Annotated in this window: 19 protein-coding genes and 3 tRNA genes; 9 read left to right on the top strand and 13 right to left on the bottom strand. The window is 66.2% G+C overall.

Annotation, left to right across the window (positions count from 1 at the left end):
* Nucleotides 1-266 precede the first annotated feature (266 nt).
* From H165_RS0111035 to H165_RS19590, 8 genes are all read right to left on the bottom strand, one after another.
* The gene (locus H165_RS0111035) at nucleotides 267-1,667 is read right to left on the bottom strand and encodes a PBSX family phage terminase large subunit (protein ID WP_017938997.1); all 1,401 of its coding nucleotides are present in this window, start codon (nucleotides 1,665-1,667) and stop codon (nucleotides 267-269) included.
* A complete protein-coding gene (locus H165_RS0111030; protein WP_017938996.1) occupies nucleotides 1,651-2,085 on the bottom strand; it encodes a hypothetical protein in 435 nt (144 codons plus the stop codon). The genes H165_RS0111035 and H165_RS0111030 overlap by 17 nt, the downstream gene beginning before the upstream one ends.
* The gene (locus H165_RS0111025; protein WP_017938995.1) at nucleotides 2,067-2,672 is read right to left on the bottom strand and encodes a recombinase family protein; all 606 of its coding nucleotides are present in this window, start codon (nucleotides 2,670-2,672) and stop codon (nucleotides 2,067-2,069) included. The genes H165_RS0111030 and H165_RS0111025 overlap by 19 nt, the downstream gene beginning before the upstream one ends.
* Before the next feature lie 535 nt (nucleotides 2,673-3,207).
* Nucleotides 3,208-5,427, bottom strand: a complete 2,220-nt coding sequence (locus H165_RS18950; protein ID WP_051059504.1) for a VapE domain-containing protein — start codon at nucleotides 5,425-5,427, stop codon at nucleotides 3,208-3,210.
* Nucleotides 5,424-5,774: a hypothetical protein gene (locus tag H165_RS0111010; protein WP_081609351.1), complete on the bottom strand. Its 351-nt coding sequence runs from the start codon at nucleotides 5,772-5,774 to the stop codon at nucleotides 5,424-5,426. The genes H165_RS18950 and H165_RS0111010 overlap by 4 nt, the downstream gene beginning before the upstream one ends.
* Before the next feature lie 13 nt (nucleotides 5,775-5,787).
* On the bottom strand, nucleotides 5,788-5,979 hold the full coding sequence (locus tag H165_RS19180) for a helix-turn-helix transcriptional regulator (protein WP_081609350.1): 192 nt from the start codon (nucleotides 5,977-5,979) through the stop codon (nucleotides 5,788-5,790).
* A gap of 266 nt (nucleotides 5,980-6,245) precedes the next feature.
* Nucleotides 6,246-7,493, bottom strand: a complete 1,248-nt coding sequence (locus tag H165_RS0111005) for a tyrosine-type recombinase/integrase (RefSeq protein WP_248681210.1) — start codon at nucleotides 7,491-7,493, stop codon at nucleotides 6,246-6,248.
* Between the two features lie 182 nt (nucleotides 7,494-7,675).
* Nucleotides 7,676-7,987 carry a ferredoxin reductase domain-containing protein gene (locus H165_RS19590; RefSeq protein ID WP_155943608.1) on the bottom strand — a complete coding sequence of 104 codons (312 nt, stop codon included), beginning with the start codon at nucleotides 7,985-7,987 and terminating at the stop codon, nucleotides 7,676-7,678.
* A 367-nt stretch (nucleotides 7,988-8,354) separates the two neighbouring features.
* On the opposite strand from H165_RS19590, the gene gacA reads away from it, so the two are divergent.
* The 7 genes from gacA (at nucleotide 8,355) to galU (ending at nucleotide 12,894) form a co-directional block, all read left to right on the top strand.
* Nucleotides 8,355-8,999 (top strand): response regulator transcription factor GacA, encoded by a 645-nt coding sequence (gene gacA, locus H165_RS0111000; protein WP_026146553.1) that lies wholly within the window; start codon nucleotides 8,355-8,357, stop codon nucleotides 8,997-8,999.
* A 1-nt stretch (nucleotide 9,000) separates the two neighbouring features.
* On the top strand, nucleotides 9,001-10,824 hold the full coding sequence (gene uvrC, locus H165_RS0110995) for an excinuclease ABC subunit UvrC (RefSeq protein WP_017938991.1): 1,824 nt from the start codon (nucleotides 9,001-9,003) through the stop codon (nucleotides 10,822-10,824).
* Nucleotides 10,825-10,857: 33 nt separating this feature from the next.
* Nucleotides 10,858-11,418, top strand: coding sequence for a CDP-diacylglycerol--glycerol-3-phosphate 3-phosphatidyltransferase (pgsA, locus tag H165_RS0110990; protein WP_017938990.1), 561 nt, complete (start codon nucleotides 10,858-10,860; stop codon nucleotides 11,416-11,418).
* 68 nt (nucleotides 11,419-11,486) lie between these two features.
* A tRNA-Gly gene (locus H165_RS0110985) sits at nucleotides 11,487-11,562 on the top strand.
* A gap of 44 nt (nucleotides 11,563-11,606) precedes the next feature.
* Nucleotides 11,607-11,680, top strand: a tRNA-Cys gene (locus H165_RS0110980).
* A gap of 150 nt (nucleotides 11,681-11,830) precedes the next feature.
* A tRNA-Leu gene (locus H165_RS0110975) sits at nucleotides 11,831-11,917 on the top strand.
* A gap of 137 nt (nucleotides 11,918-12,054) precedes the next feature.
* The gene (gene galU, locus H165_RS0110970) at nucleotides 12,055-12,894 is read left to right on the top strand and encodes a UTP--glucose-1-phosphate uridylyltransferase GalU (protein ID WP_017938989.1); all 840 of its coding nucleotides are present in this window, start codon (nucleotides 12,055-12,057) and stop codon (nucleotides 12,892-12,894) included.
* Between the two features lie 57 nt (nucleotides 12,895-12,951).
* On the opposite strand, the gene H165_RS0110965 is transcribed toward galU, so the two are convergent.
* Nucleotides 12,952-13,374, bottom strand: coding sequence for a VOC family protein (locus H165_RS0110965; RefSeq protein WP_017938988.1), 423 nt, complete (start codon nucleotides 13,372-13,374; stop codon nucleotides 12,952-12,954).
* 122 nt (nucleotides 13,375-13,496) lie between these two features.
* On the opposite strand from H165_RS0110965, the gene gorA reads away from it, so the two are divergent.
* Both gorA and H165_RS0110955 read left to right on the top strand, forming a co-directional pair.
* The gene (gorA, locus tag H165_RS0110960; RefSeq protein WP_017938987.1) at nucleotides 13,497-14,855 is read left to right on the top strand and encodes a glutathione-disulfide reductase; all 1,359 of its coding nucleotides are present in this window, start codon (nucleotides 13,497-13,499) and stop codon (nucleotides 14,853-14,855) included.
* Nucleotides 14,856-14,865: 10 nt separating this feature from the next.
* Nucleotides 14,866-15,489: a trimeric intracellular cation channel family protein gene (locus H165_RS0110955; RefSeq protein ID WP_017938986.1), complete on the top strand. Its 624-nt coding sequence runs from the start codon at nucleotides 14,866-14,868 to the stop codon at nucleotides 15,487-15,489.
* Nucleotides 15,490-15,525: 36 nt separating this feature from the next.
* Here the strand turns inward: H165_RS0110955 and H165_RS19990 are convergent, their stop codons facing one another.
* From H165_RS19990 to H165_RS0110940, 4 genes are all read right to left on the bottom strand, one after another.
* Nucleotides 15,526-16,656, bottom strand: a complete 1,131-nt coding sequence (locus H165_RS19990; protein ID WP_017938985.1) for a tetratricopeptide repeat protein — start codon at nucleotides 16,654-16,656, stop codon at nucleotides 15,526-15,528.
* Between the two features lie 15 nt (nucleotides 16,657-16,671).
* Nucleotides 16,672-17,835, bottom strand: a complete 1,164-nt coding sequence (locus tag H165_RS19985; protein WP_017938984.1) for a cytochrome c3 family protein — start codon at nucleotides 17,833-17,835, stop codon at nucleotides 16,672-16,674.
* A gap of 112 nt (nucleotides 17,836-17,947) precedes the next feature.
* Entirely contained in the window at nucleotides 17,948-20,311 is a 2,364-nt protein-coding gene (locus H165_RS0110945; RefSeq protein ID WP_026146552.1) for a DNA polymerase II, read from the bottom strand.
* A gap of 115 nt (nucleotides 20,312-20,426) precedes the next feature.
* Nucleotides 20,427-21,206: L-lactate permease (locus H165_RS0110940; protein ID WP_017938982.1), on the bottom strand; the 780-nt coding region annotated here is incomplete at its 5' end.

Below are 21,206 nucleotides of genomic sequence, written 5' to 3'. Positions count from 1 at the left end.
CAAACGATGGCCCTATCCAAGGGGCGGCTTGGATCGTGGCGGCAATCCATGCGCTCGAATTGGCGCGGGTCCGGCTTCCCGGCCCGGGGAGCCGCTGGCACTACGCGAACCGGCGGCGCGAGGCGTGGCGAGAATGTGCCTACCTGCGCGCGGCGGATCGTATCCAGGGCGGAGTAGCGGCCCGGCTCCTCCGCGTGTGCCTGCGTGGCGAGAAGTGGCAGGACGGCCAAAGCAATGATGACGGGGCGACGCATAGCGGCTTCTCCTCAAATGTAGATCACGCGGTTGCCCGTATCGGGCAGGCGAATGGGCGGCACGAAGCCGGACACGGCGACATGCCCATGAGCGGCCCCGGCAATCAGGTAGGACGTGGCATCCAGCGCGTGATCGTTCGCGGCGCTGTCCACGTCCTCAGGGTTGCGCGGATCGCGCGGCAGGCTCGGGACCGTCGCCAGCCAGAAGCGGCACCGCGAGGCGACGAAGAATTCACCGTTGGCCATGAGCTGCTTCAACAACTCGAAGCGAGGCACACGCGCCCCCTTCCGGGCGGGCGATACCCTCACCCCGGCCTCGCGGAACAGGTCGCCAATCGACGCCTCCGCGCGGCCTGCGGTCCGGGCTTCGGCGGCGGAGTCGATCACGCCCCGGGCGCGCACTCCGTTCCGGTGTGCCATCGCATGAAGGGCGGGCGCAATCTGCCCGGGCGTCCGGCCCGTCCCACGGCTGATGTTCTTCGGGTCGCACTCGAAATGCTCGTCATAGATCACCCAAGCCCCGCGCGGCATCACCCGGTCATCGCTCAGGCGCACGTCATAGGCGAGCTGTCCGCCCAAGACAGACGCACACGGCGCGGCGCTGCCCCAGTCAATCGACAAGCGCAGCGTGGCGAACATTTCCGGCGGGACCTCGTGATGATCGAACACCGCGCGGGCGTGCTGCCAGACGCCGCCGAAGTAATCGCCAACGATGGCCGACCAGTCGCCGTGACGGTGCGCCTTGTACAGCGCCGGGTCGGTGTGGGCGAGGACGGAGAAGTTGCGCTTGTAGGCGTCCGGCAGGTGCGGATTGTCGTCCACGGTTGAAGGCGCATAGACCCACTTCTGGTCCGCGAACTCGAACGGTGCCCAAGGCTCGCGGCCCGTGACGTATCGCTCCGCCAGCGCGGAATGGTTCGCGCCGCCCGGGTTCCCCGCCAAGACCATGCGCAGCGGGACGCCCGGAGCGCGGAGGGTCAGCGCGAGCGCGTCAATCACCGGCAGCTCGGGACCTTCGCCCGCCTCATCGACCACGATCAGCGAGAAGGTCATGCCCTGCACCGTGTCTTGTAGGGCGGCGCTGGACTCGCAGTGCGTCAGCGCGACCGTTGCCCCGTTCGGGAGCCGGAACACGTTGTCATTCTGGTTGTAGGTGAAGCCGGAGCCGTAGGCGGAGCGCATGAGCCCGCGCAGCTCCTCCGCGAACTGAAGCAGCGACTTCAACCGGCGGCGGGTCACGAGGACGCGGGCGCGGTTCTTGTACTGGTCGCAGTGCCGCAGGATGAGCAGTTGCAGGCCGAAGGACTTGCCGCCCCCGCGGCCCCCGCCCAAGAAGATGAAATGATCCTCGGGGATGCTCAGGACGGTCGCCTGAAACGGAGTCGGGCGGATGGTGTTAGGCACGTTCGACATTGATGATCCTCCCGTAGTCCTCCGGCGACAGCGCCGCGTTGATCTGGATGAGCACGCGCGGGGCGTCCTCGTTGTTGCCGTCGCCCTTGTTGATCTTGTAGATGCGATCCGCGAGCCATTCCGCGGCCCTGATGTCGCCCTCGTTCTTCATCTTGTCTTTCATGAAGGCCACGATCTCACCGGCCCCTTCGGCGCGGCCTTCTTCGAGGGCGAGCGCGAGCGGCGACAGCTCGCCTTCCTCGCTGTCTTCCTTGAGGCGTTTCCATTGGGCTGGGGTAAGGCCCAAGGCCCGCCGGATCGTGTGCTCACGGTTGCCTTCCTGCGCCAGCTCGCGGGCGACTTCGAGCTGATGGGGCGAGAGGAACGGCAGCGCCGGGGCGGGCGCGGTCTGCTTCTTGGTCAATTGCTTGTCGGACATGCTTCCAACTCCTTCTTGATTCGGTACACGGTCGAGGCCCCTACACGGGTCAGGCGCATGATCTTGTTCACGGGGACGCTGGCGCGGAGCATGTCGGCAATGCGGTGCTCGGTCCCGGCGGATACCTTCGGACGGCCCAACGTCTTGCCCTGCTTGCGGGCGCGCTCAAGGCCCAGCATCGTCCGCTCGCGGATCAGCTCCCGCTCGAACTGCGCGAGGGAGCCCATCACGTTGAACATGAGCTGCCCGGCGGGCGTGGAGGTGTCGAGCGCCAGGTTGCGGACGAACAGCCCGACCTTCAGGGCTTCGAGTTCCGCCACCAGCCCGACCAGATGCGGCAGGCTCCGGCCCAGCCGGTCCAGCGCGGTTACTCCGACCATGTCGAACTTGCCGAGTGTGGCGGCCTTCATCAGGGCGTCCAGCCCGGGGCGCTTGTCGCGGCCCTTCGTCCCGCTGATGCCCTCATCCACAAACTCGGCCACCACTTCATGACCACGGCCCGCGGCCCACTCGCGCAGGGCAAGTAGCTGGGTCTCAACCGTCTGGTCTTTGTTGGTACTGACGCGAGCGTATAGGGCGACTCTCATGGACTGATTCTCATTACTGTATATGCGTACAGTAACTATAGCTGCGAACCATTCCGAAATCGAGCGTTAATGGAATACCGAAAACCGCGGAGACAGGGGCGTGGATTCGCTGGCGCTCCGGCGGTGTGGTTCCGCGGACGTTTTCGGAATTGTTGAATCAGGGCGCATGGCGGCGGCGCGGGGGTGAATCAGCCCAACGGGCGGGAGCCGTTACGCGGTTACGGGTCGCTACGCGGCGGGACAGCTTCCACGTAACTGCCCCGGACCCCATACGCTTCTGGCTTTCCCGGCTTTCCGTTACGCGGTTACGGGGAAACTAGGTAAAAGACTTCAGGAGGGGAGGAGAACCTGGACCGGCTACCGCCTGACCCGTGGGCGTAGGGCGTCGCGCCGTATACGCGTAAGGGTCTAATAGGAATTGACGCGTATCGCGTAACCCGAGCGCAAAAAATACAGCCGGAAGCCCATCCGTTGATGGATTTCCGGCCGTTACGGGGAACCCGCCCATTTTCGCGTAACTCTGGCACATCGCCCATCAGAAGGGGACTAGGCCCGCCGGGTTTCCGTCTCCGGCCCAGACGTAGATGCGGCACAGCTCCCCGTCGATCCGCACGGGGCCTTCTGGCTTCCACCTCAGCGCCGTCATCGCCTCCTTCACCTTCCGGGGTACTCCACCGTTGCGGTCCTTCTGCGGGATGCCCAGCCGGTTGTAGACCGCTTCCGTTTTGACGATCCATTGGCCCTTCCATTGCTGGATTTCGTCGCGCAGGCCTTCGAGGCACTCCATGTAGCCTTCATCGACCACACGGCGTTGCGCTTGCGCCTGCTTCGCGCCGGTGGCTGCTTCCCCTTCGAGGGTCAGCGCGTAGTCGCCGGAGCGGTAGCGGGCCAGCGCCTCCGCGATGAGCTGGTCACGCGCGGCGTGCAGACCTTCGAGGTCTACACGGGACACGGCGACCGGCCAGAAGCGGCGGTTCTCGGTCGGGTCTTGTAGGAAACGCTCCTCATTGGTGGTTCCCGCCAAGACAAAGCGCCGGGGGACCGTGACGGGGCTGCGCGCGTAGGCGGGGCGTCCGGTATCGGCCTGCCGGGCAATCGTCGCCTTGAGGGCTGAAACGTCCTTCTTGCTCATGCCGTCCAGCTCTGCGCATTCGAGAATCCACACGCCGGAGGTCACCTCCAAGACTTCGCGGGTGTCACGCGCACCAAGGAAGGCGGCGTCAGAGAAGAACTCATCACCTGCGAGGATGCGCAGCGCGGTCGATTTCCCCACGCCTTGGCCTCCCATCAGTACCAGCATGTAATCGAACTTCACGCCCGGCTCAAAGGCGCGGGCGATTGCCGCGGTCAGCCAGACGGCCCCGGCGGCGCGCGTGTATGGGCTATCCTCCGCCCCGCAGAAGTCGATCAGCCAGGAATCAAGGCGCGGCTTCCCATCCCAAGCCGGGAGGGCGTGGAGGTGGTCGATCAGCGAGTCAAAGCGGTTTTCCGTACACAGCGACAGCACCGCCTTGTTCGTGTTCACGTCGCCCGGATCGAAGCCGAAGCGGCGGATGATCTCGTCACGCAAGATGCGCTCCGCGTGGTCGGAGAACTCCCCGGCAAACTCCTGCAACTCATGGGAGCCCACGAGGTGGCGGGCGCGGAACTTGTCATAGCGGCATTCCACGCCCATCAGTAGCAGCGCCGTCCGGGCGTTCCAGTAGCTGACCAGCGGTTCGCCGTCCTTGTTCACGCGGTCCCAAGTCGGGAGCTGCGCGGCTTCGGCCACCTTCGCGCGGGCCTTCTGGATCTGGTCCGCGGCGTAGGCTTGCCAGCGGGGTTTCTCCCGCACGCTTTCCGCAATCTTGTTGTTCGGGTCTGTGATCGCGGCGAAGATCACCGCATCATCAGCCCCGGCCCGGACAAGGTCGCAGCAGACAGCAAACAATGCTTCGGAGCGGGAGGGGTACTTGGCCGGGTCCAGCGGGTCCTCGCCGGTGGCGATCCGCGCAAGGGTCGATTCCTTGAGCGTTTTGCCGTTGGCCTTCGCCCACGCTAGCAGCTCCTCCGTGCCCATCCCCATACCCTCGCCCAAGGGCACGGGCGCGGATGCCTTCCCGGTGGCGGCGCGTGGCAGCGTGCTGGCGACAGCAGGGGCTGGCTTGAAAGCGGTTAGCGGATAGGTGGCACCCGTGCGGCTGTACACCTCCGCCTCGCGCGGCTCCCGGCCCTTGTCGCGCTTCTTCTTGTTCGGCCAATTCATCGTCCCCGGCGTGCGCATGATGCGCGAAACGTCGTGGCACGAGTCAGCACTGAAGGCGAGTTCAAGCGCCCGGTTGTAGCGTTCCGCCTCGTGGGCCTTGTCGGTGTCGCCGTCGATGTTCAGCGGTTCCGCCAGACGCCAGAAGGCCTGAAAGCCTCCGCCGGAGTCGATCACCAGCGAGGGAGCCGGGACGCCCTTGGGCAGTTCGGCAGTCAGCAAGCGAAGGATGCGGGTGCGCTCCTGCTCGAAGTCCTCCCCGGTGCGCGGGTCGATGTCAACGTGCAGGTATTCAACCGCGGCAATGTCCTCCTTCTTCGCCTTCGCCGTCAGCGGTCCCCGCGTGCGATTGACGTGGAAGTAGATATTCTTGGTTTCGTTCTGGCGAATGGCCCACGCCTCCGCCTCCTTCGAGTCGGTGAAGGTGCGCGTCTCGGTTTTCCCGTCCGGGACGATGGACGTGAGAACGAACGGCCCGCCGGGGCGGTAGTTGTCGAGGAAGTCAGCAATCATTCTGCGACCTCCTGAAACAGGTGGATTCCGCGGCGATACCCGGCCTTGTTGTCGAACCAACCGTTGTCGGCGGGATCGGCCTTGCCGCTCATCACCTCGTTGCAGTGATCGAGGGTGCGGCGGAACCAGACGGCCCGCGGCGAGCGGTCGGAGGAGCGCGCGGCCTGCTCGGTCAGTTCTTCGAGCTGGGCAAAGACCGTATCGACAAGGTGTTGATCGGCTTCGGTGTTGCACTCAGGCCCGGCGGGGAACACGCGGAGAGGGTCGAGACGGAGCAGCCAAGCGACGTAGGACGCGCGGCGGGCTTCGGTGGGCGCAGCTATTTGCGCTGTGAGGCTCGGTTTCATAGGTTCCGCCTCCTCACTGATGCGCTTGGGCATCACGCCATTGTTCCAGCTCCGCGACAATCCAGATGGTTGTGCGCGCGCCGATCTTGCGTGGGCGTGGGAAGTCGGGACGTTCCTTGAGCCAGCGCCAGAGCGTGGCGTGGCTGATGCCCAAGAACTCAGCCGCTTGGGCTGGACGGAGTGATTTTGTTGATTGTGTCTGCATGGCAGCGGCTCCAATACGTCCGCGCTGCCGCCTGCCGAAAAACAAGAAGGGGAAGCGCGGAGCCGATAACAAACAGCTCGAACGCTTCCCCTTGGATGACTCGCACCAGAAACGGGTGAAGGTCGAGCCACCAGTGGCTCAACTCGTTCTCCATTTCTGTACGTCCGCGCCGGGGAACCGGCGGGATATGCGAAAGACTATAAGACTTTCAGGGCGTCTCGTCTAGCCTCGAAGGATAAAATCTTTTTGTAGATCAACGGCTTACTTTACTTTTTCGGGTGAAGATACGCGGCCCAATCAGCCATAAGTGCCTGACGTTTCTGGAAAAGACTGCCGCGCGCATAGGCGGCTTCGGCCTTGTCCTTGAGCTGGTGGGCAAGGGCATGTTCGATCACTTCCCGGGGGTGGTGCGTTGTCTCGCCCGCCCAGTCACGGAAGGTCGAGCGGAACCCGTGCGGCGTGGCAATCTTCGGGTTGCCGTTCTTGTCGGTCTGCTTCGGGTCAATGTAGCCCTTGCGCCCGGCCTTCGTCTCGCTTTCGTGCATACGCTTGATGACTGCGGCCAACGTCATATCCGACAACTCGCCGCCACGGGATGCAGGGAATACAAGATTATTGCCCTCGAATACCGGCAGGGCCTTCAACAAGGCCACCGCCTCCTCGGTGAGCGGCACGGTGTGTTCCTTGCCCATCTTCATGTGGTCCGCCGGGATCGTCCACACGCGGGCCTCAAGGTCGATTTCGTCCCACTTCGCCCCGCGTACCTCGCCGGAGCGGGCGGCGGTCAGAATGGTGAACTCCAGCGCCCGCGCGCCGGTCCCTTCCATCTTGCGAAGATGCTTCATGAACGCGGGAGCCTCCGCGAAGGGCAGCGCGGCATGGTTGCCGTTCTTCGCCACCTTCGACGGCCTGGGCAGCATCGCCTCAAGGTTGCCTTTCCAGCGCGCGGGATTCGAGCCGTCACGGTACTTGCGAGCGGTCGCCCAATCCAAGATGACCTCGATGCGTCCTTGCAGCCGCTTTGCTGTCTCTGTTTTCTTGGTCCAGATCGGTTTGAGCACTTCCAAGACATGCGGCGTGTCGATGTCGCTGACCTGTAGCTTGGCGAGGGTCGGGAAGGCGTAGGTTTCCAGCGTGTTGTTCCACTGCTGGGCGTGCTTCGCGTTCTTCCACTCGGGGGCTTTCGCTTCCATGCACTGGCGCGCAGCCTCCTCGAACGTAATCGCCGTGGCTCGGCTCGCCAGCAGCGCGGAGCGCGCGGCCTTGCGCTCGGCTATCGGGTCGATGCCTTGGGCGATTTTCTCCCGGACCTCGCGCGCCTTGTCGCGGGCCTGCTGTAGCGTCACCGCCGGATACCCGCCCAAGCCGACCTCGCTGCGGCGCTGCTTGCCGCTCGCGGTCGCACCGATAGTGACCCGCAGCAGCCAGGTCCTTCCTCCGCCGGGGAGGACTTGAAGATGAAGCCCGGGCACGCCCCCAACGGCGTACATCCCCGGCTCTGAGAGGCGTTTCACCTCCAACGCTGATAGCTCTTTCGCAACTCGTGGCATGATCTCGCACCCGCCTATAAACCCGCCTAAGATTACGCGATCTTACGCGATAAGTCGAGACCATCCGAGACGATCACCGCGGCAGAAGCCTTGTATTTACGAGGGGTTGCGGGCAATCTAGCGACTTTAAGCGATCACGCGAGACGCTACGGTGGGGGACTGCGCTTCCGCCATGTTTTCGCCCCCAAAGCCCCTGTTTCCAGGGGCTTTTTCGTTTCTGCCGGAGGCCGTTTCAGCGCATCTGGTTCCTGGTGGAAGTCGGCCGGATTCAGACCGTGGGCGAGCAGGTTCTTGCGCAGCGCATGGCCGAAGGCGACCGGGTCGCAGAACCAGGCGCTGGCCTCCTTTCCACTCCGGAAGCATCCGGCGCGGTCGTTCTCCGGCCAGCCCTCATCCCGGCCGCCGGCCACCAGGTGCAGTTGCCCCCGGGCCCGGGCGAAGCCCTCTACCTTCATCATGCCGTGGCGGAATGGGAAGTAGCCGCAGGGTTGTGCCCATGCTAAGCCGCCCTTGGCAACGGCTATCCCGCTCCGGGGCAATGTTTCCCGGCAGGCATGCGTGGGACGCTTGGGGAGGGGCGGTATGCCCAGGCCGACGAGCGGTATTCTCCCGAATGGCCATTCCCCGTAGTCTGGGCGCTCCGGCATGGCGGGCCGGACGGGAAGGGCGCCGTGGCCGCTCGACCAGTGCTCACGCCTGGTTTTGGGCGCCCGTCCTTGGATGATCCCGAGCCTAACTAGGTCCATCCGCCGGATTTTGATAATGTGTCCGGCACAAAAGAAGACTGCTGCATGAAGCGGCCCCTGGAGTGCTACGAGGTGTCGTTTGATTAGGATCCTGGTGGTCGACGACCACGATCTGGTGCGCACCGGCATCACACGCATGCTGGCTGATATCGATGGATTGCAGGTGGTGGGGGAGGCCGATTCGGGGGAGGAAGCCCTGAAGAAAGCGCGCGAGCTCAAGCCGGACGTGGTGCTGATGGACATCAAGATGCCCGGCATCGGCGGCCTGGAGGCGACCCGCAAGTTGCTGCGCAGCCATCCGGATATGAAGGTGATCGCCGTCACCGCCTGCGAGGACGACCCGTTCCCCACCCGCCTGCTACAGGCCGGCGCCGCTGGCTATCTGACCAAGGGCGCGGCGCTCGAGGAGATGGTCCGGGCCATCCGCCTGGTGTTCGCCGGGCAGCGCTTCATCAGTCCGCAGATCGCCCAGCAGCTGGCCCTCAAGCCGTTCCAGACGCAGAACAAGGGTTCTCCGTTCGACCTGCTCTCCGAGCGGGAGATCCAGATCGCCATGATGATCGCCGACTGCCAGAAGGTGCAGACCATCTCCGACAAGCTCTGCCTGTCGCCGAAGACCGTGAACACCTACCGCTATCGCATCTTCGAGAAGCTTTCCATCACCAGTGACGTGGAGCTGGCGCTGCTGGCCGTGCGTCACGGTATGGTCGACGCCGCCAGCTGAGATGGGCGCTCCGTTCGATCCCGCTGCCTTCCTCGCCACCTGCAGCGGACGCCCCGGCGTTTACCGCATGCTCGACGAAGGCGGCAAGCTGCTCTATGTCGGCAAGGCCAAGAACCTCAAGAAGCGTCTTTCCAGCTACTTCCGCAAGACCGGCCTGGCGCCCAAGACCGCCGCGCTGGTCGGTCGCATCGCGCAGATCGAAACCACCATCACCGCCAACGAAACCGAGGCGCTGCTGCTCGAGCAGACGCTGATCAAGGAGTGGCGGCCGCCCTACAACATCCTGCTGCGCGACGACAAGTCCTATCCCTACGTGTTCCTCTCGGACGGCGAGTTTCCGCGATTGGGCATCCACCGCGGGGCGAAGAAGGCCAGGGGCCGCTACTTCGGGCCTTATCCCAGCGCCGGGGCGATCCGTGAGAGCCTGGCACTGCTGCAGAAGGCCTTTCTGGTCCGCCAGTGCGAGGACAGCTACTTCCGCAACCGCACCCGGCCCTGCCTGCAGTATCAGATCAAGCGCTGCAAGGGCCCCTGCGTGGGGTTGGTGTCGCCCGAGGAGTACGCCGCGGACGTGCGCCACTCGGTGATGTTCCTTGAGGGGCGCAGCAATGCCCTGGCCGAGGAGCTCTCGACCTTGATGCAGGAAGCGGCCATGCGCCTGGACTTCGAGCGCGCCGCGGTGTTGCGCGACCAGATCGCCGTGCTGCGCCGCGTCCAGGATCAGCAGAGCATGGAAGGCGGCAGCGGCGACGTGGACGTGATTGCAGCGGTGACCAACCCCGGCGGCGCCTGCGTGCACCTGATCAGCGTGCGCGGTGGGCGAGTGCTGGGCAGCAAGAACTTCTTCCCCCAGGTGGGCATAGAGGAGGGCGTCGGCGAGGTGATGGCCGCCTTCATTGCCCAGTACTACCTGGGCAACCCGGAGCGCGACCTACCGCGGGAACTGATCGTCAACGTGGTGCACGAGGACTTCGCCGCGCTGATCGAGGCCCTCCAGGAACTGCGTGACGTCGAGCTGACCATCAGCCACCGGGTGCGCGGCACCCGGGCGCGCTGGCAGAAGCTGGCGATCACCAACGCCGAGCAGGCCCTGGCGGCCCGCCTGGCCAACCGCCAGCATCTGGCCGTGCGCTTCGAGGCGCTGGCCGAGGCGCTCAATCTGGACGAAGTGCCGCAGCGCCTGGAGTGCTTCGACATCAGCCACTCCAGCGGCGAGGCCACGGTGGCTTCCTGCGTGGTGTTCGGCCCCGAGGGGCCGCTCAAGTCCGACTACCGCCGCTACAACATCGAAGGCGTCACCGCCGGCGACGACTACGCGGCCATGCGCCAGGCGCTCACCCGGCGCTTCAGCAAGGTGAGGGAGGGTGAAGGCAAGCTGCCGGACATCCTCCTGGTGGACGGCGGCAAGGGACAGCTGGCCATGGCTCGGGAGGTCATGCAGGAGCTGGCGGTGCCGGAACTGATCCTGCTCGGCGTGGCCAAGGGCGTGACCCGCAAGCCGGGCCTGGAAACCCTGTTCCTCAACGATGCGGCCCACGAGTTCACCCTGCCGGGCACCTCGCCGGCCCTGCACCTGATTCAGCAGATCCGTGACGAGGCCCACCGCTTCGCCATCACCGGCCACCGGGCGCGGCGAGGAAAGGCGCGGCGCACCTCGACCCTGGAGGGAGTGCCGGGCGTCGGGCCCAAGCGCCGCCGCGAGCTGCTCAACCACTTCGGCGGTCTGCAGGAGCTGAGCCGCGCCAGCCTGGAGGAGATCGCCAAGGCGCCAGGGATCAGCAAAAAGCTCGCCGAGTCAATTTATGCCGCCCTGCACAGCGAGTAGAATGCCCGCTTACTTCGCCGGCCAGATGTCCTGATGAACATCCCAAACATTCTCACCGTTCTGCGCGTCCTGCTGATCCCGATCTTCATCCTGTTGTTCTACCTGCCGTTCGGCTGGAGCTATCTGGCGTCCAGCGCAGTGTTCGCCCTGGCGGCGGTCACTGACTGGCTGGATGGCTATCTCGCTCGTCGCCTGGAGCAGAGCACCCCATTCGGTGCCTTCCTCGACCCGGTGGCGGACAAGCTGATGGTGGCGGTGGCACTGGTGCTGCTGGTGGAGGAGCATGCCAACCTCTGGCTGACCCTGCCGGCGGCCATCATCATCGGACGTGAGATCGTGATCTCCGCCTTGCGCGAGTGGATGGCCGAACTCGGCGCCCGTGCCCAGGTAGCGGTGTCCAGGCTGGGCAAGTGGAAGACTGCGGCGCAGATGACCGCTCTGGTCATCCTCCTGGCCAACCCGCCGGTGGTCACCTTCTGGGTACTGCTCGGTTACTCGCTGCTGATGGTCGCGGCGGGACTGACCCTGTGGTCCATGTGCCATTACCTGCTGGCCGCCTGGCCGCATCTGAGTACCACCACCGAGAAGAAATAAACTTTTTTGAATCAAAGGCTTGACGGGGCGTCACGAATCTATAGAATGGCGCCCGTCACCAAGACAACGCGGGAATAGCTCAGTTGGTAGAGCACGACCTTGCCAAGGTCGGGGTCGCGAGTTCGAGTCTCGTTTCCCGCTCCAGTTAGTTGACGAAGACGCCGCAAGCTCGCGGCGTCTTCGTTTGAGGCCGGGTGGCAGAGTGGTCATGCAGCGGATTGCAAATCCGTGTACGCCGGTTCGATTCCGACCTCGGCCTCCACTATAGAAAAGCCCCGTAGATGATTGATCTACGGGGCTTTTTCGTTTCGCCATGGTTGATCATGGATTTCCTGTGGCAGGCTTGCCTCAGGGAGAAGGGGCTGTATATAGTCCAGCCCGCTCGCAGCTCCAGTTCTGCGTTCGCGCTACCGCCCGAATGGCGAAATCGGTAGACGCAGGGGACTTAAAATCCCTCGCCAGCAATGGCATGCCGGTTCGAGTCCGGCTTCGGGCACCATCCTTTGGTATCCGGCTTTTCTCCGGCCGCCGGTCATTGTAAGGCCCGGGGCGCGTGTTTAGACTGCGCGACGTCTGCGGTGTCGCCGGCCATAGTGACCCGTTCTCCGTCTTATCACGTCTGATGCAAGGATCCCCATGATCAAGAAGTGCCTGTTCCCAGCAGCCGGTTACGGTACCCGCTTCCTGCCCGCAACCAAGGCGATGCCCAAGGAAATGCTGCCAGTGGTGAATAAGCCGCTGATCCAGTACGGCGTCGAGGAAGCCCTGGCCGCCGGCCTCAACGAGATTGCCATCGTCACCGGCCGTGGCAAGCGTGCCCTGGAAGATCACTTCGACATCAGCTACGAGCTGGAGAGCCAGATCAAGGGCACCGACAAGGAAAAATACCTGACTAGCATCCGTCGCCTTATCGACGAGTGCAGCTTCTCCTACACCCGCCAGGTGGAGATGAAGGGCCTCGGCCACGCCATCCTCACCGGCCGCACCCTGATCGGCGATGAGCCTTTCGCCGTGGTGTTGGCCGACGACCTGTGCCTGAACATCGACGGCGACGGCGTGCTCAGCCAGATGGTCAAGCTGTACAACCAGTTCCGCTGCTCCATCGTGGCCATCCAGGAGGTGCCGCGCGAGGAAACCTCCAAGTACGGGGTGATCGCCGGCGAGATGATCCGCGATGACATCTTCCGGGTGAACACCATGGTCGAGAAGCCGAAGCCGGAGGATGCTCCCTCCAACCTGGCGATCATCGGCCGCTACATCCTCACCCCGGACATCTTCGATCTGATCGAACAGACCGAGCCGGGCAAGGGCGGCGAGATCCAGATCACCGATGCGCTGATGAAGCAGGCCCAGGACGGCTGCGTGCTGGCCTACAAGTTCAAGGGCCGGCGCTTCGACTGCGGTGGGGCCGAGGGTTATGTCGAGGCCACCAACTTCTGTTTCGAGAACTACTACAAGGCCGGCAAGCCGGCCTGACGCCTCGCACGCGACATGGGAGAGGCCACCTGCGGGTGGCTTCTCTCGTTTCGGGGCTCAGGGAATCGGCATGGCCTCGGAGCCGGGGCCGAGTGGCTGGCCGTAGCTGAACTCCACGTAGTGGCCGGCTGGATCGCGCAGACCGCAGTAGTAGCCGACCGGGTAGGGCTCGTCGCGCGGCGCCCAGACCAGGCAGCCTTCCCGTTCCGCGCGGGCGGCGATGGCGTCGACCTGTTCGCGGCTTTCCACTGCGAAGCCGAAGTGACTGTAGTCGTCCGGGGCCAGTCGGCGCGGTTCGCCACCGGGCATGATGACCAGGATGAACTGATGCTCCTTGCCGGGCTCGGCCATCCAGACGATGCGCGAGCCCTTGCCCGGGCGCTCGTGGATCACCCGCAGGTTGCAGTAGCGCCGGTAGAAGTCCACGCAGGCTTCCAGATCGGGAACGTGCAGGGCGAGGTGGGTGAGGGTGGGGTACATGGCATGCTCCTGCCGCTGGTGATCGGGTATCTCCCTTTCGGACAGTCTAGGGCCTGCTCGTCAGGCGCAGGCAAGGCGCTTCGGAAACGTTATGCTTGCCCACCTGTACTGGGAGATGACTCATGTCTTACGACTTCGATCTATTCGTCATCGGTGCCGGCTCCGGTGGCGTGCGCGCGGCGCGTTTCGCCGCCGGCTTCGGCGCCCGCGTCGCCGTGGCGGAAAGCCGCTACCTGGGCGGCACCTGCGTGAACGTCGGCTGCGTGCCGAAGAAGCTGCTGGTCTACGGTGCCCACTTCGCCGACGACTTCGAGCAGGCCAAGGGCTACGGCTGGTCGCTGGAGGAGCCGGGCTTCGACTGGGCGACCCTGATCGCCAACAAGAACCGCGAGATCCAGCGCCTCAACGGCATCTACCGAAACCTGCTGGTGAACGCCGGCGTCACCCTGCTGGAAGGCCACGCCAAGCTTCTCGACGGCCACCAAGTCGAGGTCGACGGCCAGCGCTACAGCGCCGGGCACATCCTCATCGCCACCGGCGGCTGGCCGCAGATTCCGGAGATTCCCGGCCGCGAGCATGCGATCAGCTCCAACGAAGCCTTCTACCTGGAGCAGTTGCCCCGCCGCGTGCTGGTGGTCGGCGGCGGCTACATCGCCGTGGAATTCGCCTCCATCTTCCACGGCTTGGGCGCGCAGACCACCCTGCTGTATCGCCGCGAGCTGTTCCTCCGCGGCTTCGACGGTGCGGTGCGCCGGCACCTCAAGGAGGAGCTGGAGCGCAAGGGCATGGACCTGCAGTTCAACGCCGACATCGCGCGGATAGACAAGCAGGTCGACGGCAGCCTGCTGGCCACCCTGAAGGACGGCCGGGTGCTGGAGGCCGATTGCGTGTTCTACGCCACCGGGCGCCGGCCGATGCTGGACGGACTGGGCCTGGAGAATACCGGCGTGGAGCTGGACGAGCGTGGCTTCATCCGCGTGGATGACAAGTACCGCACCAGCGAGCCGTCGATCCTCGCCATCGGCGACGTGATCGGTCGCGTGCAGCTGACCCCGGTGGCGCTGGCCGAGGGCATGGCCGTGGCGCGCTGGCTGTTCCGCCCGGAGGACTATCGGCCGGTGGACTACGCCAACATCCCCACCGCGGTGTTCAGCCTGCCGAACATCGGCACCGTCGGTCTGACCGAGGAGCAGGCCCGCGAGCAGGGGCATCGGGTCAAGGTGTTCGAGAGCCGCTTCCGCGCGCTCAAGCTGACCCTCACCGAAGACCAGGAACGCACCCTGATGAAGCTGGTGGTGGATGCCGACAGCGACCGTGTGTTGGGCTGCCACATGGTCGGTCCGGAGGCCGGCGAGATCGTCCAGGGCCTGGCCGTGGCGCTCAAGGCTGGGGCCACCAAGCGGGTCTTCGACGAAACCATCGGCGTGCATCCGACCGCCGCCGAGGAGTTCGTCACCATGCGCACGCCGGTCGAGGCCTGAGCGGTTCGCCATGGAGCAGCTTTTCTATCTATCGGACCTGTTCGGCGTAGCGGTGTTCGCCATCTCCGGCGCCCTGATGGCCGGACGTAAGTCCATGGACCTGTTCGGCGTGCTGGTGATCGCGGTGATCACCGCCCTCGGTGGCGGCACCCTGCGCGACCTGATCCTCGACAACCACCCGGTGGCCTGGATCCGCAATGACGCCTACATCCTGGTCGCCGGCCTGGCAGCGCTCGGCACGGTGCTCTGGGTGCGCCTGACCCGGCCGATCCACGAAACCGGCCTGCAGGTCGCCGACGCCTTCGGCCTGGCGGTGTTCACCGTAATGGGTACCCAGATCGCCCTGCAGCACGACACCCCGGTGAGCGCGGCGGTGATCATGGGAGTGATGACCGGGGTGGCCGGCGGCGTGATGCGCGACGTGCTGTGCAACGAGATCCCGATGATCTTCCAGAAGGAGATCTACGCCACCGCCTGCATCGCCGGCTCGCTGGTGTTCATTGTCCTGCAGCGGCTGGAGGTCACGCCCTGGCTGGCCACCGGGCTGTCGATGGCCACCGTGCTGCTGGCGCGTCTGGCGGCGATCCGCTGGCGTCTGGGATTGCCGCGCTTCCATCTGCTCGACCGTTTCTGAGCGGCGGGCGGACCTCGTTCCGCCTGCCGCCTTCCCTCACTGCAACTGCCGCAGCACGGGATCGTCCGGATTCATCCGCTCCAGCTCGGCCTGGAGCACCTGGACCTTCTGCAGTTGGCCGCTTTCCCGGCAGTAGTCGATCAGCGCCAGGCGTACCTCGCGGTTGCCCGGCTGGCGTTCCAGCAGCCGTTCCAGCTGCTCGATGGCGCCCGCCAGATCACCGCCGTCGTGCCGGGCGACGGCATGCGCGTAGCCGAAGCGGACCTCCTCCGGCGCCAGCCGGGCGGCCTCGGCCAGGGCCGCGATGCCGGCCTCTCTCCGGCCCTGGCGGACCAGGGCAAGGCCCTTGGCATGGTGCAGCAGCGCCGCCTGCGGATGGCGGGCCAGGGCCGCGTCGAGCAGGCGGTGGGCCTCCCCGTCGCGGGCGTGCTCCTCCAGCCACTGGGCGAGGGCGACTACTGCCGGCAGATAGTCGGGATCGCGCTGCAGGGCGGCGCGCAGCGCCGGTTCGACCAGGGCGGCGCGTCCGCGGGCCTGGTAGAGCCGGGCGAGGCCGAGATTGGCCTCGGCGCGGTCGGCCTGGGCCCTGAGGCTCTGCTCGTACTCGGCCAGGGCACTGGCGTGGCTGGCCTGCTGCGGGCCGAGGGTCGCGTCCGGTAGTGCCATCAGTGCCTCGGCGGCGGCCAGGCGCACGCCGCGCACCGGATCGTCGAGCAGCGGGCCCAGTGGCGCCAGGCGGCGAGCCTGCGGCAGCAGGGCGCTGACCGCCTCGACAGCGGCCCGGCGGACCAGCGGATCGGCGTGACCGAGGTCGCGCAGCGCCAGGTTCAGGGTGCGCTCGCTGGGGTAGCTGGGCAGCTCGGCGAGTAGGGTGGCGCGGCGGATGGCCGGCAGTTCGCCGTCCTCCAGCTGCATCAACAGCGCCCGTGAGGCGCCTGGCAGACCGTTGCGGATCAGTTGCAGGCTCTCGTCATAGCGCGGCCTGCCGCTCGCCGGTGGATCGGGGTACCAGTCCCGGAAGCGCTGGACGATTGCCTCGCTCGAATCGTCCTGGTGGCAGCCGAGGCAGGCGTCCGGGGTGCCGAGGTTCAGGGCGCGCGCCGGGTTGGGCAGGGTGAAGCCGTGATCGTGGCGGAAATCCCGGACCATGTAGAACTTGCCGGGCATGTGGCAGTCGACGCACTACGAACCGGGTTGCCCGGAGCGGTGATGGTGGTGCTCGGGGGTATCGTAGTCCCTGGCCTGCAGGCCCCGGCCGTCGATGCCGGGCAGTGCGGGCTTGCCCGCCAGGTTGTGGCATTGCAGGCAGAGGGCGTTGCCGCTGGCCTTGAGACGGGCGCCGTGCGGGTCATGACAGTTGGTGCAGCGCACGCCTTTGGCGAACATCCGGCTCTGGGTGAAGGAGCCCCACTCGAACACCTCGTCCTTGATCTTGCCGTCCAGCTCGTAGAGCAGCGGGGTCAACAGGGTGGGCAGGTAGTCGTCCAGCAGCCGGCCCTGGGCGTCGAACCCGTCGCCGAGCGGCGCGCGTCGGGCATGGCAGCGCCCGCAGCTTTCCACCTGGGTCGGGGCATCGGCGCTGGCGAGGGAGAGCGCGAAGCCGCGTCTGGCATCGCGGTTTGGCTGTGCGGCCCAGGCGAGGTGCTTGGAGGCCGGGCCGTGGCAGGACTGGCAGCCGACGCCGAGGGCTTGCCAATGGCTGGCGTAGTGACCGCTGACTGGATCGAAATTGCGCCGGAAGCCGGTGGTGTGGCACTCGATGCACATGAAGTTGGCGTTCTGCTGCGGGCCGCTCCAGTGCAGCGGGTCCTGCCGGTCCATGGACTGCTCCGGATAGAGCTGGAGCCAGCGCCGTGCCGCCACGTCCCAGGCCAGCGGGAAGGCCTGCAGGCGGCCGCCGGGCAGTTCCAGCAGGTACTGCTGCAGCGGCTCGACGCCCAGGACATAGGCCACGCGGAAGTCGCCGGGCCGTCCATCCGGGCCTTTGGTATGCACCCAGAAGCCGCCGTCCCTGCGGAAGAAGCGCACCTGCTCGGCGCCGATCTTGACGCTCTGCCCGGCGAAGTCGCCCAGCACGGTATCGTCGCGGGCCGTCTGCATCGCCAGCTGGTGATGGGAGCCGCGCCAGCGCTGGAACTGCTCGGCGTGGCAGCCCTGACACTGCGCTTCGTCCACCAGCCGCGCGCTGCTCTGCAGGGGATCGGGCTCGGGCGGCGCCGGGTCGCGCTGCAGGGCGAGCCAGAGACTCAGGCTGGCCAGCAGCAACAGGCTCGCCAGCAGCGGATAGCGGATGCCGGAGGGACGTGGTGCACCGCCTTTGGTCGGGTTCCTGGATTGGTCTGGCATCTGGGGGAGAGGATTTCCGCGGTTCCGGACACGGGAGTGGGCAGTTTACGGCCTGGCGGCGCTTCTGTGCGCGGCCGTGCGCCTTTCCGGCTTCCCCCGGTGGGTGCGGTGTTCAGAACAGGCTGAGCTGGGGCTCGATCAGCCGCGCGAAGTCGTCGCCCACGAAGGGCAGGATGGCATCGGCCACCGGGCGCAGCTGGCGGTTCAGGTAGTGGTCGTAGTCGATGGGCGAATGGCGGGTTTCCAGCGGCTCGGGGCCGGCCACGGTGATGACGTAGCTGATCCAGCCGCCGCTCTGGTACTGGCGCGGGCGGCCCTGGCGCTCGTTGTAGGCGTCGGCGATGCGCGCGGCGCGCACGTGCGGCGGGACGGTGCGCTGGTAGTCGGCGAGGCGCCGACGCAGGCGCTTGCGGTAGACCAGCAGCTCGTCCAGCTCGCCGGCCAGGGTGCGGCGCACGTAGTCGCGCACGTAGTCGGCATAGGGCCGGCCCTGAAAGATCCGCAGGTAGAGCTCTTGCTGGAAGCGCTGGGCCAGTGGCGACCAGTCTGTGCGCACCGTCTCCAGCCCCTTGAAGACCATCTCCTCGCTGCCGTCGGGGCGGCGTACCAGGCCGGCGTAGCGCTTCTTGCTGCCTTCCTCGGCGCCGCGGATCGTCGGCATCAGGAAGCGCCGGTAGTGGGTCTCGAACTGCAGCTCCAAGGCGCTGTCCAGGTCGAACTCGCCTTTCAGGTGCTCGCGCCACCACTGGTTGACCATGGTCACCAGTCGGCGACCGATGCGCGTGGCTTGCTCTTCGTCGTGCGCGCGACCGAGCCAGACGAAGGTGGAATCGGTGTCGCCGTAGATCACCTGGAAACCTTCGCCTTCGATCAGCTCGCGGGTGCGGCGCATGATCTGGTGGCCGCGCATGGTGATGGACGAGGCCAGGCGTGGATCGAAGAAGCGGCAGCCGCTGGAGCCGAGTACTCCGTAGAAGGCGTTCATGATGATCTTCAGGGCCTGGGAGAGCGGCTGGTTGCCGTCCCGCTTGGCCCGCTCGCGGCCCTGCCAGATGCGCTCGACGATCGCTGGCAGGCTGTGCCGGGTACGCGAGAAGCGCGCGCCGCGAAAGCCCTCCACCGAATGCTGGTCGTCCGGCTGGCGCAGGCCTTCGATCAGTCCCACCGGGTCGATCAGGAAGCTGCGGATGATCGAGGGGTAGAGGCTCTTGTAGTCGAGCACCAGCACTGAGTCGTAGAGCCCCGGCCGGGAGTCCATCACGAAGCCGCCGGGGCTGGCCTCCGGGGCCTTCTCGCCGAGGTTCGGAGCGACGAAGCCCAAGCGGTGCATGTGCGGCAGGTACAGATGGGTGAAGGCCGCCACCGAGCCGCCGCTGCGGTCCGCCGGCAGGCCGGTGACCGAGGCCCGTTCGAGGAGGAAGGGCAGCAGCTCGGTCCTTGCGAAGATCCGCGTGACCAGCTCGCAGTCGTGCAGGTTGTAGCGCGCCAGGGCCGGCTTGTCCTCGGCGAACATACGCTCGATCTCGGCCATGCGCTGATAGGGGTTGTCCAGGGCCTTGCCCTCGCCGAGCAGTTCCTGGGCGACGCTTTCCAGGCTGAACGAGGGGAAGCTCCAGGTGGCCGAGCGCAGTGCCTCGATGCCGTCGATGATCAGCCGCCCGGCGGCCTCGGCGAAGTAGTGGTGGCTGCGGCTGCCGTGCTCGCGCCAGCCCAGTGCGTCGCCGTCGCGACCTAGGCGCAGCGGTACCCCGAGACGCTCGGCGTGCTCGCGCAGCACGCGCAGATCGAACTGCACTAGGTTCCAGCCGATGATCGCATCCGGGTCGTGGCGGGCCAGCCAGGCGTTGAGGCGCTCCAGCAGCTCGGCGCGGCTCGCGCAGTAGTCGAGGGCGAAGTCCAGCTCGCCGGCCGCGGCATTGGCCGGGCCGAGCACGTAGACCTGGCGCTGGCCGCAGCCCTCCAGGGCGATGGAGTAGAGCTCGCCGCGGGCGCTGGTCTCGATGTCTAGGGACACCAGCTTCAGGCACGGCCGGTAGTCCGGGTCGGGACGCAGCTGGGCGTCACGGATGATGCCGTCTTCTCCCTGAATGCCGGTGAAGCGCACCGGTGCGGTGATGAAGCGTTCCATCAGGTAGCGCTCCGGCGGGCGGATGTCCGCCTCGTAGACGTCCACCCCGGCCTGGCGCAGGCGCTTGTCGAGGCGCAGCAACTGGCGATACTCCCGACAGTACAGGCCAAGCACCGGGCGCTGCTGGAAGTCGCGTAGCGCCAGCGGGCGTAGTTCGACATCGCTTTCTCCGCGCAGCACGGCCTCGGCCTGCACGCGCTGTTCAGCGGGGATGAAGGCGACGGAGGGCTGGCAGGGCAGGCGGACGTGCCGGGGACCGGCGTCGGTCGCCAGCCAGAAGTCGACTTCGGTGCCGGCCGGGGTGTCGCGCCAGTGCCGGGTCAGGACGAAGCCTTGCTGAAGATTCACCACGGGAGTTCCGGAAGGATGGCTGACCAGTAGCCATTCTACCGGCCCGGACAGGAGCCTGCCCGGCGGGGAATGAGGCCGGCCCCGGAAGCTCCAGGGCCGGTCGGGGAAGGCCTTAGCCGACCAGCATGCCGGTCAGCCAGTAGGCCTGGACGAGCGTGATCAGGCCGATGAAGGCGGCGAAGATCAGGCTGTGCTTGAGGGTGAAGCGGAACAGGTCGGATTCGCGGCCGACCATTCCGGTGGCGGCGCAGGCCACGGCGATGGATTGCGGCGAGATCATCTTGCCGGTCACCCCGCCGGTGGTGTTGGCGGCCACCAGCAGGGTGTCGCTGACCCCGATCTGGTGCGCGGTGGTGGCCTGCAGCGAGCCGAACAGGGCGTTGGAGGAGGTGTCCGAGCCGGTCAGGAACACCCCCAGCCAGCCGAGGAACGGCGAGAAGAACGGGAAGGCTGCGCCGGTACCGGCCAGCACCAGGGCCAGGGTGGTGGACATGCCCGAGTAGTTGGTGACGAAGGCGAAGGCCAGCACCATGCCGATGGACAGGATCGGCCAGCGCAGCTCCACGAGGGTCTCCTTGAGAATGGTCAGACCGGTTTTCACGCCGATACCAAGGATGGCCATGGAGATCAGCCCGGAGAAGAAGATCGAGGTGCCGGTGGAGGAGATCGGGTCGAGCTTGAACACTGCGGCCATGGCGGTCGGCTCGGCGACGATGGGGGCGACCTTCAGCACCAGCTGGTCGAGGTGCGGAATGGCGATCATCAGCACCAGATGCTCCAGCGGGCCGCCGGCGGCGAACAGCGCCTTGAACGGCTTGAGGGTCCAGAGGGTGACCATCGCGGTGAGGATCAGGAACGGCGACCAGGCCTTGAGGATCTGCCCGAAGCTGTA

This window comes from Pseudomonas thermotolerans DSM 14292, from assembly GCF_000364625.1.
GTDB lineage: Bacteria > Pseudomonadota > Gammaproteobacteria > Pseudomonadales > Pseudomonadaceae > Aquipseudomonas > Aquipseudomonas thermotolerans.
The sequence above is the reverse complement of the archived record's forward strand: the minus strand, read 5'-3'. Positions and strand labels throughout refer to the sequence as shown.

What these genes read in the sequence shown, in the direction of transcription:
- galU (WP_017938989.1), top strand. Translation starts at nt 12,055, where the DNA reads ATGATCAAGAAGTGCCTGTTCCCAGCAGCCGGTTACGGTACCCGCTTC.
- uvrC (WP_017938991.1), top strand. Translation starts at nt 9,001, where the DNA reads ATGGGCGCTCCGTTCGATCCCGCTGCCTTCCTCGCCACCTGCAGCGGA.
- pgsA (WP_017938990.1), top strand. Translation starts at nt 10,858, where the DNA reads ATGAACATCCCAAACATTCTCACCGTTCTGCGCGTCCTGCTGATCCCG.
- H165_RS0111030 (WP_017938996.1), bottom strand. Translation starts at nt 2,085, where the DNA reads ATGTCCGACAAGCAATTGACCAAGAAGCAGACCGCGCCCGCCCCGGCG.
- H165_RS19985 (WP_017938984.1), bottom strand. Translation starts at nt 17,835, where the DNA reads ATGCCAGACCAATCCAGGAACCCGACCAAAGGCGGTGCACCACGTCCC.
- H165_RS0110955 (WP_017938986.1), top strand. Translation starts at nt 14,866, where the DNA reads ATGGAGCAGCTTTTCTATCTATCGGACCTGTTCGGCGTAGCGGTGTTC.
- H165_RS19180 (WP_081609350.1), bottom strand. Translation starts at nt 5,979, where the DNA reads ATGCAGACACAATCAACAAAATCACTCCGTCCAGCCCAAGCGGCTGAG.
- H165_RS0111010 (WP_081609351.1), bottom strand. Translation starts at nt 5,774, where the DNA reads ATGAAACCGAGCCTCACAGCGCAAATAGCTGCGCCCACCGAAGCCCGC.
- H165_RS0110965 (WP_017938988.1), bottom strand. Translation starts at nt 13,374, where the DNA reads ATGTACCCCACCCTCACCCACCTCGCCCTGCACGTTCCCGATCTGGAA.
- H165_RS19990 (WP_017938985.1), bottom strand. Translation starts at nt 16,656, where the DNA reads ATGCCCGGCAAGTTCTACATGGTCCGGGATTTCCGCCACGATCACGGC.
- gorA (WP_017938987.1), top strand. Translation starts at nt 13,497, where the DNA reads ATGTCTTACGACTTCGATCTATTCGTCATCGGTGCCGGCTCCGGTGGC.
- H165_RS19590 (WP_155943608.1), bottom strand. Translation starts at nt 7,987, where the DNA reads ATGATGAAGGTAGAGGGCTTCGCCCGGGCCCGGGGGCAACTGCACCTG.
- H165_RS0111025 (WP_017938995.1), bottom strand. Translation starts at nt 2,672, where the DNA reads ATGAGAGTCGCCCTATACGCTCGCGTCAGTACCAACAAAGACCAGACG.
- H165_RS18950 (WP_051059504.1), bottom strand. Translation starts at nt 5,427, where the DNA reads ATGATTGCTGACTTCCTCGACAACTACCGCCCCGGCGGGCCGTTCGTT.
- H165_RS0111035 (WP_017938997.1), bottom strand. Translation starts at nt 1,667, where the DNA reads ATGTCGAACGTGCCTAACACCATCCGCCCGACTCCGTTTCAGGCGACC.